We start from the raw sequence: 12788 nt of genomic DNA on the forward strand, positions 1-12788 counted from the left end.
TGGCCGTGGTGGCCGCGCCCAGGGTCACAGCTCCCGTGCCGAGCAGCACGAACGTGGTCCCCAGCAGCGCGGCCAGGCCCAGGAACTCTGCGAGGTTCACGCCGCCGAAGAGCCGGGTGGTGGCGATCTGCGTGAGCACCACCAGGCGCGAGACGAGCCACGAGGGCACCACGAGCCGACGCCGCACGAAGCCCTCCGCGCGGAAGCGGCGGACCACGGAGCCCCCGCGGACGGCGTCGAGCACCACACCGGCCCGGGCGGCACGCTGCGCGCGCTCGGCGCGGTACAGCGGCGGGGCCTGGCGCAGGTAGCGGCGCACGGTCCACGCGTAGACGGGCACGGTGACCACCACGAGCACCAGTGCGAACGCCCAGTGGATCCCGGCCATGCCGGCCACGGTCACGACCACGCCCGTCACGGCCGCGATGGCTGAGGGCAGGGCGGTGTTGACGGCGGAGGTGACGGCGGCGACGTCGTCGCTGGAGCGCGAGACCACCTCGCCCGAGCCCAGGGCCTCGGCGCGCTCCTGGTCCAGCGTGAGCGCGGCGCCCACGGCGTCCTCGCGCAGGGAGGCCACCACGCGGTCCGCGGCACCGGCGGACCAGGCCGTGCCGATCCCGTTGAGCGCGGAGCCCAGCACGAGCGCCACGAGCAGCACCGTCAGCACGCGCCACGGGTCCCCGTCCCCGATCAGCGGGTGCTCCGAGACCTTGCCGGTCACGGCGTCCACGACGACGCCGAGCACGAGCGGCATCACCAGACCGCACCCGGCGGAGGCCAGCAGCACCAGCAGCGAGCCGATCACCCGCGGCAGCTGGGGGCGCAGACGCCGCCCGACCGCGCCGAGCACCTGACGGCCGCCCGCGGGCGGAAGGCTTGTCGATGGGAGCTTCGTGGGTGGGAGGTTCGCGGTGTCACGACTCGTGGTGGCGGGCCCCTCGGACGGGTCCCCCGCGGCTGAGGAACCCGCTGCTGAGGACCGTCCGGACGGCGGATCCGCGGGCCCCTGGCTTCTCTGGGCGCGCACCGGGCCCGTGGCGTGTTCCGGCTGCGCTGCTCTCACGACGCCGCTCCTTCGGTCACGGGCTCGGCTGCGACGTCCCCGGTGGTCACGGTGAGCACACGGTCCGCCGCGGCGTGCCACACCTCGGATGAGCTGAGCACCACGGTCGCGGTCCCGCGGCGGTGCTCTGCCACGGCGTGCGCGACCGACACCTCGGTCACGGTGTCCAGCGCGGAGGTGGGCTCGTCCAGCACGAGCAGCGCGGGCTGTGCGGCGAGCGCGCGGGCGAGGACCACGCGCTGGCGCTGCCCGCCGGAGAGGTGACGGCCGGCCTCACCGGGGTCGGCGACGTCGTGGTGGGACGTCTCGGGGCGGGCGACCTCGCGCTCCGGATCAGTGGGATTCGAAGCTGCGCGGTCGGGGCCGTCTCGGAGTGCCGTCACGTCGTCCGCGTCCGTGCGGCCGCGGTGGGGGCGATCGGCGTCATCGCCGCTCGGAGCGCCGTCGAGGTCCAGGAACTCTCGACACTGGGCGGCGTCCAGACACCGCTCGACCGTCTCGGGGTCCACGGTGCCGAGGCCCACGTTCTCGTGGACGGACGCGTCGAAGACGTGGTCGTCGCCCGAGGCCGCGAGGGCGTCCGCGTGCTCGGTGATCCGGTGCGCTCCGGCCAGCAGCTCCAGCAGCACGGGCTTGACCGCGGCGGGCGCATCGACCACCAGGAGCTCGCGAGCGCCGGGCAAGAGTTCCGCGAGAGCGGGCTCGGACACCGGCGAGTTCTCGTCCGGTGGCGCCTGCAGAACGTCGAGCACGCGGCGCGCCGAGGCGACACCGGTGGCCCACACGACGCCCACGTTGCGCCCGAGCACGCTCATGGGGTCCACGAGCAGCTGGGACACGGCCACGACCACCACGAGGTCTCCCACGGACAGCCGCCCCGTCATGGTCTGCTGCATCGCCACGACGGCCACGAGCACCACGAACACGCCGCCCGCCAGCTGGGTCACGGCGCTGAGGGTTCCCCGGCTGACGTTGGCCGTGAGCGCTGCCCGCAGCGCGGTGCGCGAGGAGGCGCGGTAGCGCGAGGCGGCCTCGCGGCCCGCTCCCAGCCCCGTGATGACCCGCAGGCCGGTGAGGTGGTCCACGGCGGCGTCGGCGGTGGCACCCGCGGTCTCCTGCGCCCGGTGCTGGCGCGCGGCGAGCGGGGCGGCCAGGCGGTCCGCGACGAACGCCGTGACGGCGGCCCCCGCAAGCACGCCGACGCCCAGCGGCCACCAGATGCCGAGCAGCACGGCGCCACCGGCCACGACGGCGGCGAGCTCGCCCACGGGCAGGAAGGCGAGCAGCTTGGTGCGCGCCACGGCCGAGGCGTCCGTGCCAGCCACGGTCATCAGGTCCCCGGGTGTGCGCCGGCGACCGCCCAGGCCCTCGGGGCGGGTGAGGGTGTCCGTCACGCGCATGCGCAGCTCGTGCTCCACATAGCTCGTGGCGGCGTGACCCATGCGGGCCCCGATGCGGTACGAGAAGCTGAGCAGCACGAAGACGAGTGCGAGCAGCACCACGACCAGCACGGTGCCGCGCAGGTCACCCGCGGCAAGGGGCCCGTCGAGCGCGCGGCCCACGACTACGGGCACGAGCACCTCGCCGAGCTGGTGGGTGACCGCGAGGACCGCGGCCCCCAGGGTCAGCCCGGGACGCGAGCGCAGCACCTGCCCGATCAGCCCCGCCGGGGTGGTCGAGGGCGTCACGGCCAGGTAGGTCCGGCGGTCCTCGTCAACGGGTGGTTCGAGCAGCGTGCGCACCCGGGCTCACACCCGTCCGGTGAGCGGTCGCAGCTCCACGGCCCACACGCCCCAGCCCACGGGGTTCACCGCGTGGACGAGCACCCCGGCGTCTGCGGCGACCGAGGACAGGCGGCGGCGCGTGGGGATCTCGCCCCCGCTCAGGCACAGCCGACGCAGGTCCTCCTCCACGTCGAACTCGTCCGGGGTCTCGGTGTCCACGAGGGCGGTGATCACGACGACGCGCCCCACCCGCTGCACGGCCCGGTCCAGCAGGGCGGCGTGCCCGGCGGCGGGGGTGGAGCCGAACGGGTCGAGCAGCAGCAGCGTGGCGGTGCCGTCGGGAACGTCCGCGGGCTCCTCCGTCACGAGCGTCTGCACGTGCTCGCGGCGCACGCCGGAGACGTCGGCCAGCCCCCGGCGCACCTCGGCGTCCGAGCCGGCCAGCACGGCACGCAGCCCGGGCACGCGGCGCATCGCCTCCTCGGCGTAGACACCGCATCCGGGACCCGCGAAGACCACGGTCTCGGACTCCTCCAGGCCCACGGCGGCGGGCACCGCCGGGGCGGTGAACCAGGCCTCCTCGGCCACCTGGTCGTCGGCCTGCGCCGCGAGGGCCTCGTCCTGGGAGCACAGCTCGTCCCAGTGGCGGCCGTCGGTGTCCACGGGCACGGCGGCGCCGGTGGCCAGGGCCCGGTCGAGTCCCGCGAGGGAGAGCTCCCGCACGGTGGCCGCCGGGGAGAGGGAGCGCACCAGCCGGGAGTCGGGGTCCGCGAGCAGGACGCCCGTCTCGCTCAGGCCCAGTGCGGCGTCGTCGTCCCCGGTCAGCAGGTCGTGAACGCGCAGGGCGCGCACGAGCCGTCCGGTCGAGGTCTCCGGCAGGTCGAGGACGCGCGCCAGGGCGGGAACGCTCGTGGCGCCGTCGTCCACGTGGGAGAAGACGCCCAGGGCGCACGCGGTGCGCACGAGCAGCGCCGGTGCCAGCTCGGTGAGCTCGTGCAGCCTGGCCTCCGCGGAGGGGCCGGTGGCGCCCACGTCCACGACGTCCGGGGAGTCCGCCACGCTGACCACGTTCCGGCGGCGCCAGTACCCGGAGATGTCCGTGTGCTCGCGGGTCACGCCGCGCTTCTCGCGCAGCCAGCGGCGCAGGGGCTTGATGCTCAGGGCCTCGCCGGCCACCCACGCGAAGGCCTCGCCGGGCAGCCAGTCGACGCCCTGCACCGCGGAGACCAGATCCTCGCCCGCCTCGCGCACGGCCCACGTGAGCGTCACGTCCGCCTCGGTGCGCAGCTCGATCCGGTCCGCGTCCGTGGGGACCTCGACGACGGCGTGCACCCGGGTGCCGCGCGGCAGGTCCTCCAGCGCGCGGGCAATGGCGGGCAGGGCGGTGTCGTCCCCGGCCAGCAGCAGCCAGTCCACGTCCTCGGGTGCGGCTGCGGAGGCCTTGGGGCCCGCCACGTATACGCTCTCCCCCGGGCGGACGCGCCGCGCCCATCCCGAGGCCAGGCCCGTGCCGTGCAGCACGAAGTCCAGGGCGACCTCCCCCGCCTCGGTGTCCACGGAGCGCACCGTGTAGGTCCGGGCGAGCGCGACGGACTCGTCCGTCCACGCCACCGTGCCCCCGGGCTGGGGCTCCGGGATGGCGCACAGCCCCGTCACCGGGTCCGGGACGATGATCTTCACGTCGTCGTCGAAGCCCGTGCTGCGGAACGCCGGGACCGGGACCCCGTTGCGCTCGTGGGCCTCCAGGCCCGGCCCGCCCAGCACCACGCGGCGCATGTGCGGGCTCAGGTCCTCGATCCGCTGCACCTGCAGCTCGCGGATCGCGATCGGGTAGACGGTGGTCTCGCGGGTGGTGCGTTGCATGTGCTGCCTCTCTCTGCCTGCTGCCCGGGCGGGCCGTGGGCCGCCCGCTTCCGGCGTCTGTGGCTCCGGCCGCCGGGTGCCGGGGTGCGGTCTGGTGCGTGCCGGAGAGCTGACCGGCGCGGACCGGCGCGGTCTCTAGTGCGCGCCGGAGCCGACTGCGCCCGCCACGTCGACGGCGTCGGCAACGGACTGCGCGGCACGGGCCGCGACCACGGAGTCCACGATCTCGCCACCGCGCACCGCCAGGTTGGACAGCAGCGACGAGGACAGGCCGTGGGTGTGCTCCACACCCCCGTTGAGGTACACCGGCGGTGCGGACTCGTCCGCGGGGATCCACTGGTAGTCCCGCGCGACCGCCGGTGCCGTGCCCTCGTGGCGGTACCACCGGGCGTCCGGGCCGAAGAGCTCGGCCGGGTCCGCCGGGCGGTAGCCGGAGGCGAAGACCACGAGGTCGGCCTCCAGGGTGGTGGTCTCCCCCGTGGTGAGGTCTCGGACGTCCACCTCCACGGCGTCGGGGGTCTCCCGGTAGGCCACGACCTCCGAGCAGCTGTCCATGAACAGTCGCCGGTGCCCGCTCACGCGCTCCTCGTACTCGACGTCGTAGAGCGCCTCCACGAGCTCCGGGTCCACCGCGGAGTAGTTGGTGCCGCGGTGGTAGTCGAAGAGCCGGCGCCGGACGTCCTCCGGGGCGCCGTGCCAGCGGTCCACCATGGCGGGGTCGAAGATGCGGTTGACGAAGGGGCTGTCGTCCGCCGGGGTGTAGCCCACCTTGGCGAACACCGAGTGCACGGTGGTCTGCTCGTCCCGCTCGTGCAGGAACTGCACGACCTCGGCGGCGCTCTGACCCGCACCCACGACCACCGCGGTGCGCACGGGGGTCTCCAGGCGCTGCAGCGCGTGCACGGTCTGAGACGTGTGGATCACCCGGTCCGAGAGGCTCACGCCCTCGGGCAACCGCGGCTGCAGACCCGGGGCCAGCACGGCCGCGCGGGCGTGCAGCTGCTCGCCGTCCGCGAGCTCGACCACCACGCTGCGGTCCTCGGGGTCCACGCGGGCGGCCCGCACCTCGGCGCCGTAGCGCACCTGCTCAGAGACCTGGTCCGCGGCCCACCCCAGGTAGTCCGAGAACTCGGCGCGGGACGGGAAGAACGTCTGCTTGTTCACGAAGTGGTCCAGCCGACCCCGGTGCTGCAGGTAGGACAGGAAGGACAGCGGGTGCGTCACGTCCCGGAAGGAGACGAGGTCCTTGAGGAACGAGATCTGCATGGTGGTGTGCGGCAGCAGCATGCCCGGGTGCCACGCGAAGTGCTGCGAGCGCTCGAGGAACAGCGCCTCGATCCGCTCGGCGTCCGGGCAGCGCCGGTTGTGGTCGTCGATCGCGATGGCCAGGGCCAGGTTCGCCGGTCCGAAGCCGACGCCGATGAGGTCGTACATGGGGAAACTCGATTCGTGGTTCGTGGGAAAAGGGTGGGTCGGGCGGCTCGGCTCAGTCGGTCGCTGGGCCCCGCTCCGGCACCGCCATGCCCCGCTGGTCCTTCTTGCTGGTCTTGCCCACACCGGTGTGCGGGAACTCGCTGACGACCTCGAAGACGTCCGGCACGGCGAACGAGGACAGCCCGCGTCCGCGCAGGAACCCGCGCAGCTCCACGGCCGTGGGCATCCGCTCCCGGTGCTCCGCGCGCGGGATCAGGTAGGCGCGGATCCGCTCACCGAGGGCCTCGTCCGGGATGCCCACCACGGAGACGTCGTGCACCGCCGGGTGGGCGAGCAGCTCGTTCTCCACCGCCTCCGGGGCCACCTTCTCGCCGCCGCGGTTGATCTGGTCCTTGTCCCGGCCGACCACCACGATGTGCCCGCTGGGCAGCTGGCGCACGATGTCCCCGGTGCAGTAGAAGCCGTCCTCGCTGAACGAGCGGGCGTTGACCTCCGGGGCGCGGTGGTACTGGCAGATGGTGTACGGCCCGCGGGTGTGCAGCACGCCGGGCTCACCGGGTGCCACGGGGGTGCCGTCCTCGGCGAGGATGCGCAGCTCGTCGTGCTCGGACATCGGCCGGCCCTGGGTGGTGACCACGAGGTCCTCGGGGTCGTCCAGGCGCGTGTAGTTCACGAGCCCCTCGGCCATGCCGAAGACCTGCTGCAGCGTGCACCCCAGCTCGGGGCCCACGCGACGGGCGGCGGTGTCGCTGAGCTTGGCGCCGCCCACCCACAGGGTGCGCAGCGAGGAGAGGTCGTGGCGGGCCACCGCCGGGCTGTTGAGCCACGCGAGCAGCAGCGGCGGCACGAGCGCCGCCTGGGTGACCCCGTGCTTCTCGATTGCGCTCAGGCACGTGGTGGGGCTGGGGTCCGCGGCCATCACGATGGTCGCGCCCACGTGCAGCGCACCCAGGATCCCCGGGGAGCTCATGGTGAAGTTGTGCGCGCACGGCAGTGCCACCAGCATGACGTCCTCGGGGCGAACGTCGCAGACCTCCACGCTGCGCCGCACGGAGTAGAGGTAGTCGTCGTGGGTGCGCGGGATCAGCTTCGGCAGCGCGGTGGTGCCGCCGGAGAGCTGCAGGAACGCCAGCGACGCGGGCGAGACCCGCGTGGTGGGCATGGCGGCGTCGCGCACGTCGACGACGTCGCCGTCCACCGTTGCCTCGGCCCACGGCTGCGCCACGCGCTCGTCCACGGTGACCACGGCGACGTCGCCGCGGTGCTCCCGCACGGCGTCGGCCACCGCGAGCAGGTCCCGTGGTCCACGGCGCGGACCCACGTAGGCCACGGCGTCGGCGAGGGCGCAGAAGTGCTCGACCTCGCGCGAGCCGTGCGCCGGCAGCGCGAAGACCGGCACGGCCCCGAGCGCGAAGAGTGCGCCCACGGTCTCGAGGAACACGGCGGAGTTCGGCAGCTGCACGACCACCGGCGAGCCCTCGCCCACGCCAGCCGCGCGGAACACGGCGGCGGCGCGGGCCATGCCCTCGCCGAGCTCGCGGTAGGTCAGGCTGCGGTGGCGGTCCACCACGGCGGTGCGCTCCGGGCGGCCGCTGATCGCGGAGTCGAAGAGGTCCCGGTGCGTCTGGCCCGTCCAGAGTCCGAGCTCGCGGTAGTGCCGGGCGGCCTCGGCGGGCATGCCGTTGGGCAGCACCGGGGGAAGGTCCTGGGTGCTCGGCTCAGACACGGGCCGCCTCCCCGGCCTGCACGGCACCCACCGCGTCCCATGCGGTGAGGACGTCCGGGGTCTGCAGCACGTAGCCGCAGCGCTTGGCCACGTAGTCCACGGCGTCCCGGTGCTCCTCCCGGGAGAAGTCCGCCACGGCGTCCGAGACCAGGAACGGCTGGATGTCGTGCATGAACGCCTCGGTGGCGGTCACCTGGCAGCCCATGTGGCCGTAGACGCCCACGATCACGAGCTGGTCCTTCTTCAGGTGGCTCAGCACCTGGCGCAGGTCCGTGCGCTGGAACGCGGAGTACCGCCACTTGGTCAGCACCACGTCCTCCTCCTGCGGCTCGAGCTCGGGGATGATCTCGGTGTCCACACCCTCGGTCATCCCCGTGCCCCAGAACTCGCTGAGCAGGCCGCGACGGTGCGGGTGCTGGTCCCCCGGCTGGGCCGAGTAGATCACCGGGATCCCGTGGGCCCGGGCGTCCTCGACCAGCAGTGTCATGTTCCTCACGGCGGTGCGCGCCGGTTCCGCCCCGCGGTCGTAGGCGGCGAGGAAGTATCGTTGCATGTCGTGCACCAGCACGGCGCAGCGGGACGGGTCCAGCTGCCAGTGCACCCGGTTGGCCTCACTGGGCGCCGGGACGGCGTAGCTGTCGATGGAGGGAATGGGCATGACGATGTACTCCAGGGTGCGGTTGGTGGACTCGACAATTAGGTTAGCCTATCCTTAGCACCGTGTTGAACCAGTCTACAACTTCTCCCCGCACGGGCGTCCACCCCCTCGCCCCGGACCCCTCCTTCGTCCTCGCCCAGCACGGCCGCGGCGCCGTGGGCCACGGCGTCCGGCAGCGCTGGACCTCTGCCCAGGACGCGGCCCGCGCGCTGCGCACCGGCCGCGCCGACGTCGTGGTCGGGTGCCTGCCGTTCGACTCCCGCCAGCCGGCCGCACTCTTCGAGCCCAAGTCCTGGGACCCGGACGTCGACGACGCCGCGAGCGTCCTTCCCGGGCCCGGCACCTCGGGCGCGGGCGTGCCGTCGGTCCGCTCCTGGCACGAGGAGCCGGAACCGAGCGAGCACGTGGCCCGCGTGGCCCGCGCCGTGGAACTCGCCCGTGCAGGCGCGCTGGACAAGGTGGTGCTCGCGCGCGCCCTGCGCCTGGAGCTCGACGAGTCCGCGAGCGCGCTGGACCTGCTGCGCCGCTTCGTGGCGGACGACCGCGAGGGCAACGGCTACCTGGTCCGGCTCCCCAGGGACGGCGCGGTGCCCGGCGGGCACATGGTCGGCTCGAGTCCCGAGGCGCTGATCCGCCGCGAGGGCCTCGAGGTGTACACGCACCCCCTGGCGGGCACCGCCGCCCGCCGTCCCGAGGACCGGGACCTGGACCGGGAGGCCGCGCTCACCCTGCAGACCTCCCGCAAGGACCTCGACGAGCACCGCTACGTGGTGGACGCGATCGAGGCCGCCCTGCGTCCACTGTGCGCCGAGCTGGACGTGCCGCCCCTGCCCACGCTCGCGCACACCGAGCGGATCTGGCACCTGGGCACACCCATCCGCGGTGTCCTGGCCGATTCCGCGCACACCGCGCTGGACCTCGCCGCCGCCCTGCACCCCACGCCCGCGGTGTGCGGGTCCCCGCGGCAGGCGGCCCTGCAGCACATCCTGGGCACCGAGTCCCCACGCGGGTACTACGCCGGTGCCGTCGGGTGGTGCGACGCCTCCGGGGACGGGCACTGGCGCGTGCTGCTGCGCGGCGGGCACCTGGCCGAGGATGGTCTGAGCCTCACCGCGCACGCGGGCGGCGGCATCGTGGCGGACTCGGACCCGGAGGCCGAGCTCGCCGAGACCCGGCTGAAGTTCACCCCCGTGCTCACGGCGCTGGGCGTGCAGGACCGGGTGAAGGAGCTCCTCGACACGGCACCCGCGCTGCCGCGCTCCCGCGGCTGAGACGCCGGACGCCAGAATCCTGACAACAGAGGCCGCCCCCGCACTCGTGACGAGTGCGGGGGCGGCCCTCGTGCTGAGCGGGTCTCAGGCGCCCATGGACTCCCCGCGCAGGGAGCGCGGGCGCATGTCCGTCCAGTGCTCCTCCACGTACTCGAGGCAGGCCTGGCGGGTGGTGCCCTCGGTCCCGCCGAAGGCCACCGTCCAGCCCTCGGGAACGGGCTTGAATACGGGCCACAGCGAGTGCTGCTCCTCGTCGTTGACGAGCACCTGGAAGGTGCCGTCCTCGTCGTCGAACGGGTTGGTGCTCATGGTGTCGTCCTCCTGTGTGTCAGCAGTTCTGCGTCTCGGTGGTGCGTCTCGGTGGTGCGGTGTCTCAGCGACCCTGCGACCGGGCCGCGGTGGTGCGGGTGGGTGCCGGTGGCAGCAGCGGCAGGATCGTGTCCCAGCCCTCGGGGCTCGCGAGCCCCGCGTGCGAGAACGGCAGCCGGTGCACCGTGAGCTCCCCGCGGTGGCACGCGCGCCACGCGTTCTCCGGATCCCAGTCGTCCTGCCCGGGGCGGGACACCCCCTCCTCCTGCTTCTCGGCGAAGCCGGGCCGCAGCCGGTCGGCGACGACGAGCGTCACCGGGCCGTCGTAGGCGCACGGTTCGGACGTGGTGAGCAGGGCGGTGCACCGCTGCAGGTTCTCGCGCAGGGCGTCCAGGACCTCGGGCGAGCGTGTGGCGAAGTCCTCGGCCAGTCCCGCGAGCTCGATCACGTGCTCGTCCGGCAGCTCCCCGCGGGTCCGGCGGGCCGCCGCCGAGCGGTGGGACGTGGCCCGTCCCGCCGGGTGGGCGTCCAGCACGGTCAGCGAGGACACGCGTTCACCCCGCGCCGTCAGCTCGGCGGCCACGTGGTGCGCGGCGGTTCCCCCGAAGGAGTAGCCCAGCAGGTCGTACGGCCCCTCGGGCTGCTCCTCCTGGATCAGGTCCGCGTAGAACCGCGCGAGTCCCCGCATCGAGTCGATGCCGCGGGCCGCCGCGTCCTCCGCCGTGGGAAGCTGCACGCCGTTCACGGGCCGCTGGCCGAGCCGCGCCGCGAGCGGCAGGAACGGCCACGCGAAGCCGCCACCGGGGTGCAGGCACCACAGCGGAATCCCCTCGCCGCGCCGCAGGTGCAGCACCTCGCGGGCCGGCTGCGCGGGGCCCCGGGTGTCCTCGGACGCGACGCCCGCCCCGTCGTCCGGGAAGGCGTCCCGAGCGGGGTCGTCCTCGGTGTCGTTCCCCACCGGGTCCTGCGAACCGTCCGACGCCTCGGCGATCCTCGCGAGGGAGGTCCCCGCGAGCAGTTCCGCCACGGCCACGGTGAACCCGGCGTGGCGCTCCACGTGGCTCGCCACCCGCATGGCCGCCAGGGAGTCCCCGCCGTGGTCCGCGAAGGACCCGGTCACATCCACCTCGGCGGCGTCGAGTTCGAGGACCGCGGCCACGGCGTCGCACACCGCCCGCTCGGCCGCGGTGCGCGGGGAGCGCGCCCCCTCGGCACGGCCGGGCTCGTCCGGCAGCGCGGCGCGGTCCAGCTTCCCGTTGGCCGTGACCGGCATCTTCTCCACCACGGTGACGCGGCGCGGCACCTGGTGGGCGGGCAGCAGCTCCCGCAGCCGCTCGCGGAGCACCGCGGGATCCAGCACGGCGCCGTCCTCCGCGGTGACCCACGCGACGAGGTGGCGTGCGGCGTCGCCACCGCGCACGTCCACCGCGCACGAGGCCACCCCGGGCAGGGACTCGGCCGCGGCCTCCGTCTCCCCCGGCTCCACGCGCATGCCGCGGATCTTCAGCTGGCGGTCGCTGCGGCCGCAGTAGACGAGCCTGTCGCCGGGTTCCCGGCGCACGAGGTCGCCCGTGCGGTACATCCGCTGCCCGGGGCGCTGCGGGTCGGCGACAAACGTTGTGGCGGTGCGCCCCGGCATGCCCACGTAGCCGTGCGCGAGCCCGCCCCCGGAGAGGTAGAGCTCCCCCACGGCGCCCTCGGGCACCTCGCGGAGGGAGGAGTCCAGCACCGCGGCGCGCGCGTTGCGCACGGGGCGGCCCAGGCACGGCGAGGAGCTCTCCTCCACGGGCGAGCCGAATGCGTTGATCGTGAACTCGGTGGGCCCGTAGAGGTCGTAGCCGCTCACGCCCGGCGTCTCGCGCAGCAGCGTCCACAGCTCCTGCGGCACCGCCTCACCGCCCAGCAGCACGAGCCCCGGGTGACGCGGCCCCTCCAGCAGCCCGTGGCCGAGCAGCTCGCGGGCGTAGGTCGGGGTCACGTTGATCACGTCGATCCCCACCCGGTGGTAGTGCGCCACGAGCTCCGCGGTCTGCAGCCGCAGCCGGTCGTCCACCACGTGCACCTGGTGCCCGTGGAGCATCCAGAACAGCTCCTCCCAGGACATGTCGAACGCGAAGTTCACGGTGTGGGCCACGCGCAGCCGCTCGCCCAGTCGGGCCACGGTGGGCTCGAAGATCTCGGCGGCGTGGTTGTGGTACATCGTGGTCAGCCCGCGGTGGCCCACGAGCACGCCCTTCGGCTTGCCTGTGGAGCCGGACGTGTAGATCACGTAGGCCGGCTGGTCCGGGTCCGCGGGGCCGGTGAGCCGGTCCGGGTCCACGTCCGGGGCGGGCACGGTGCCGTCGAGCACGGCGCGCACCGCGGCGTCGTCGAGGTCGACGACGGCGAACGGCGCGGTGCGCGCCACCGGCACCTCGTCCCAGTCCCCGCCGCGGACCAGACCGCTCGCGCGGGAGTCCGCGAGCAGCTGCGCCGCGCGCTCGACCGGCTGGTTCCCGTCCAGCGGCAGGTAGGCCGCGCCCGTGCGCATGACCGCGAAGATCGCCACAATGTGGTCCGCCGTGCGCGGCAGGCGGATGCCCACCACGTCACCGCGGCCGATCCCCCGGTCCGCGAGCACGGCGGCGAGGCGCTGCACCCGCTCGTCCACCTGACGGGCGTTCCACCGCACGTCCCCGCACACGAGGCTCGGGGTCTCCGGCGAGCGCCGCGCGAGGTCCCGCAGCAGCCGGTCCACGCT

General features: G+C 74.3%; 9 protein-coding genes. 1 reads left to right on the forward strand and 8 read right to left on the reverse strand.

What is annotated here, in order from left to right:
* The 6 genes from D8M39_RS11830 to D8M39_RS11855 form a co-directional block, all read right to left on the reverse strand.
* Positions 1-850, reverse strand: an 850-nt coding sequence (locus D8M39_RS11830) for an ABC transporter transmembrane domain-containing protein (protein WP_148111767.1), incomplete at its 3' end; no start/stop codon positions are given.
* 209 nt (positions 851-1059) lie between these two features.
* Complete coding sequence (locus D8M39_RS12820; protein ID WP_161971398.1) at positions 1060-2805, reverse strand: ABC transporter ATP-binding protein; 1746 nt, start codon at positions 2803-2805, stop codon at positions 1060-1062.
* A gap of 6 nt (positions 2806-2811) precedes the next feature.
* Positions 2812-4650, reverse strand: coding sequence for a siderophore-interacting protein (locus D8M39_RS11840; RefSeq protein WP_126875071.1), 1839 nt, complete (start codon positions 4648-4650; stop codon positions 2812-2814).
* A 135-nt stretch (positions 4651-4785) separates the two neighbouring features.
* On the reverse strand, positions 4786-6084 hold the full coding sequence (locus D8M39_RS11845; protein WP_126875072.1) for a lysine N(6)-hydroxylase/L-ornithine N(5)-oxygenase family protein: 1299 nt from the start codon (positions 6082-6084) through the stop codon (positions 4786-4788).
* Positions 6085-6136: 52 nt separating this feature from the next.
* Positions 6137-7810: a (2,3-dihydroxybenzoyl)adenylate synthase gene (locus D8M39_RS11850; protein ID WP_126875073.1), complete on the reverse strand. Its 1674-nt coding sequence runs from the start codon at positions 7808-7810 to the stop codon at positions 6137-6139.
* Complete coding sequence (locus D8M39_RS11855; RefSeq protein WP_055083263.1) at positions 7803-8468, reverse strand: isochorismatase family protein; 666 nt, start codon at positions 8466-8468, stop codon at positions 7803-7805. Before D8M39_RS11855 ends, D8M39_RS11850 begins: the two co-directional genes overlap by 8 nt.
* A 62-nt stretch (positions 8469-8530) precedes the next feature.
* On the opposite strand from D8M39_RS11855, the gene D8M39_RS11860 reads away from it, so the two are divergent.
* Positions 8531-9739: an isochorismate synthase MenF gene (locus D8M39_RS11860; protein WP_161971399.1), complete on the forward strand. Its 1209-nt coding sequence runs from the start codon at positions 8531-8533 to the stop codon at positions 9737-9739.
* 84 nt (positions 9740-9823) lie between these two features.
* Here the strand turns inward: D8M39_RS11860 and D8M39_RS11865 are convergent, their stop codons facing one another.
* Positions 9824-10048 (reverse strand): MbtH family protein, encoded by a 225-nt coding sequence (locus D8M39_RS11865; protein ID WP_094394165.1) that lies wholly within the window; start codon positions 10046-10048, stop codon positions 9824-9826.
* 64 nt (positions 10049-10112) lie between these two features.
* On the reverse strand, positions 10113-12788 hold a 2676-nt coding region (locus D8M39_RS11870), incomplete at its 5' end, for an amino acid adenylation domain-containing protein (RefSeq protein ID WP_126875075.1).

This window comes from Kocuria sp. HSID17590 (assembly GCF_003989485.1).
Lineage (GTDB): Bacteria > Actinomycetota > Actinomycetes > Actinomycetales > Micrococcaceae > Kocuria > Kocuria salsicia.

What these genes read in the sequence shown, in the direction of transcription:
- D8M39_RS11840 (WP_126875071.1), bottom strand. Translation starts at nt 4,650, where the DNA reads ATGCAACGCACCACCCGCGAGACCACCGTCTACCCGATCGCGATCCGC.
- D8M39_RS11855 (WP_055083263.1), bottom strand. Translation starts at nt 8,468, where the DNA reads ATGCCCATTCCCTCCATCGACAGCTACGCCGTCCCGGCGCCCAGTGAG.
- D8M39_RS11845 (WP_126875072.1), bottom strand. Translation starts at nt 6,084, where the DNA reads ATGTACGACCTCATCGGCGTCGGCTTCGGACCGGCGAACCTGGCCCTG.
- D8M39_RS11865 (WP_094394165.1), bottom strand. Translation starts at nt 10,048, where the DNA reads ATGAGCACCAACCCGTTCGACGACGAGGACGGCACCTTCCAGGTGCTC.